Source organism: Paracoccus broussonetiae (assembly GCF_031854425.1).
Taxonomy (GTDB): domain Bacteria; phylum Pseudomonadota; class Alphaproteobacteria; order Rhodobacterales; family Rhodobacteraceae; genus Paracoccus; species Paracoccus broussonetiae.
Window position 1 is genome coordinate 1 of the sequence record NZ_JAVRQI010000049.1, and the last position, 1,245, is coordinate 1,245.

General features: G+C 64.2%; 1 protein-coding gene. It reads left to right on the forward strand.

The annotated features are described in order from the left end of the window. Positions 1 to 37 precede the first annotated feature (37 nt). Positions 38 to 1,227, forward strand: a protein-coding gene (locus tag RM190_RS23295; protein WP_311761869.1) for an IS3 family transposase whose coding sequence is annotated in 2 segments (ribosomal slippage) — positions 38 to 299 and positions 299 to 1,227 — 1,191 coding nt in all. Because the reading frame shifts where the segments join, the coding sequence is not laid out codon by codon here. Positions 1,228 to 1,245: the final 18 nt, after the last annotated feature.

The window sequence follows — 1,245 nt, forward strand, 5'->3', positions numbered from 1 at the left end:
CCGGCGATTAGAGTCCGACCCACCGAAGGGACGGACAATGAAGCGATCAAGATACAGCGAAGAGCAGATCATCGGCATCCTGGCCGAGCATGAGGCTGGGGTGAAGTGCGCGGACCTGTGCCGCAAGCACGGCATGTCGGAAGGCACGTTCTACGCCTGGAAGGCGAAGTTCGGCGGCATGACGGTGTCGGATGCCAAGCGGCTGAAGGCGCTTGAGGACGAGAACGCGAAGCTGAAGAAACTGTTGGCCGAGCAGATGCTCGACGCGGCGGCGATGAAGGAACTGCTCTCAAAAAAATGGTAGGGCCCGCCGTGAAGCGTGCTGCCGTTGCGCATCTTCAGGCCGAGCTGGGCCTGTCGGAACGGCGGGCCTGCCGTCTTGTCGGGGCGGATCGCAAGATGATCCGCTACCGCTCCTGTCGTCCCGCGGATACCGAGCTGCGGGCCAAGTTGCACGATCTGGCGAACATGCGGCGCCGGTTCGGCTATCGGCGTCTGTTCGTGCTGCTGCGTCGCGACGGTGAGCCTTCGGGGATCAACCGGATCTATCGTCTCTACCGCGAGGAAGGGCTGACGGTGCGCAAGCGGCGCGCCCGGCGTAAGGCTGTTGGGACGCGGACCCAGATCCTGGTCGAGGCGCGGCCCAATGCGCGCGGGTCGCTGGATTTCGTCCATGACCAGCTCGCCTGCGGGCGTCGGTTCCGCATCCTCAACGTCGTGGACGACGTGACCCGGGAATGCCTTGCGGCGATCCCGGACACCTCGATCTCGGGGCGACGGGTGGCACGGGAACTGGAGGATTTGATCGAGCGGCGTGGCAGGCCGGAGATGATCATCAGCGACAATGGCACCGAACTCACCAGTAACGCGATCTTAACCTTTGCCGCCGAACGCGGCATCGAATGGCATTACATCGCGCCGGGCAAGCCGATGCAGAACGGCTTCGTCGAGAGCTTCAACGGGCGCATGCGCGACGAGCTTCTCAATGAGACGATGTTCCGCAACATGGCCCACGCGCGGGCCGTGATCCGGGCCTGGGCCACCGACTTCAACGAGGCACGCCCCCACTCGGCGCTTGGCTACGATACGCCCAAGGCGTTCGCCGAGCGCCTGTTCACCGCAGCCGACAGCCGCGCTGCGCGATCTGAAAGCTCCGCGCGGATATCGGTTGCTCCACCTGCGCCGGAAGGCGTATCAACCAAACGGGCTCTGGTTCCGACTGGATGACAGTTCAGTGGCAGGTCA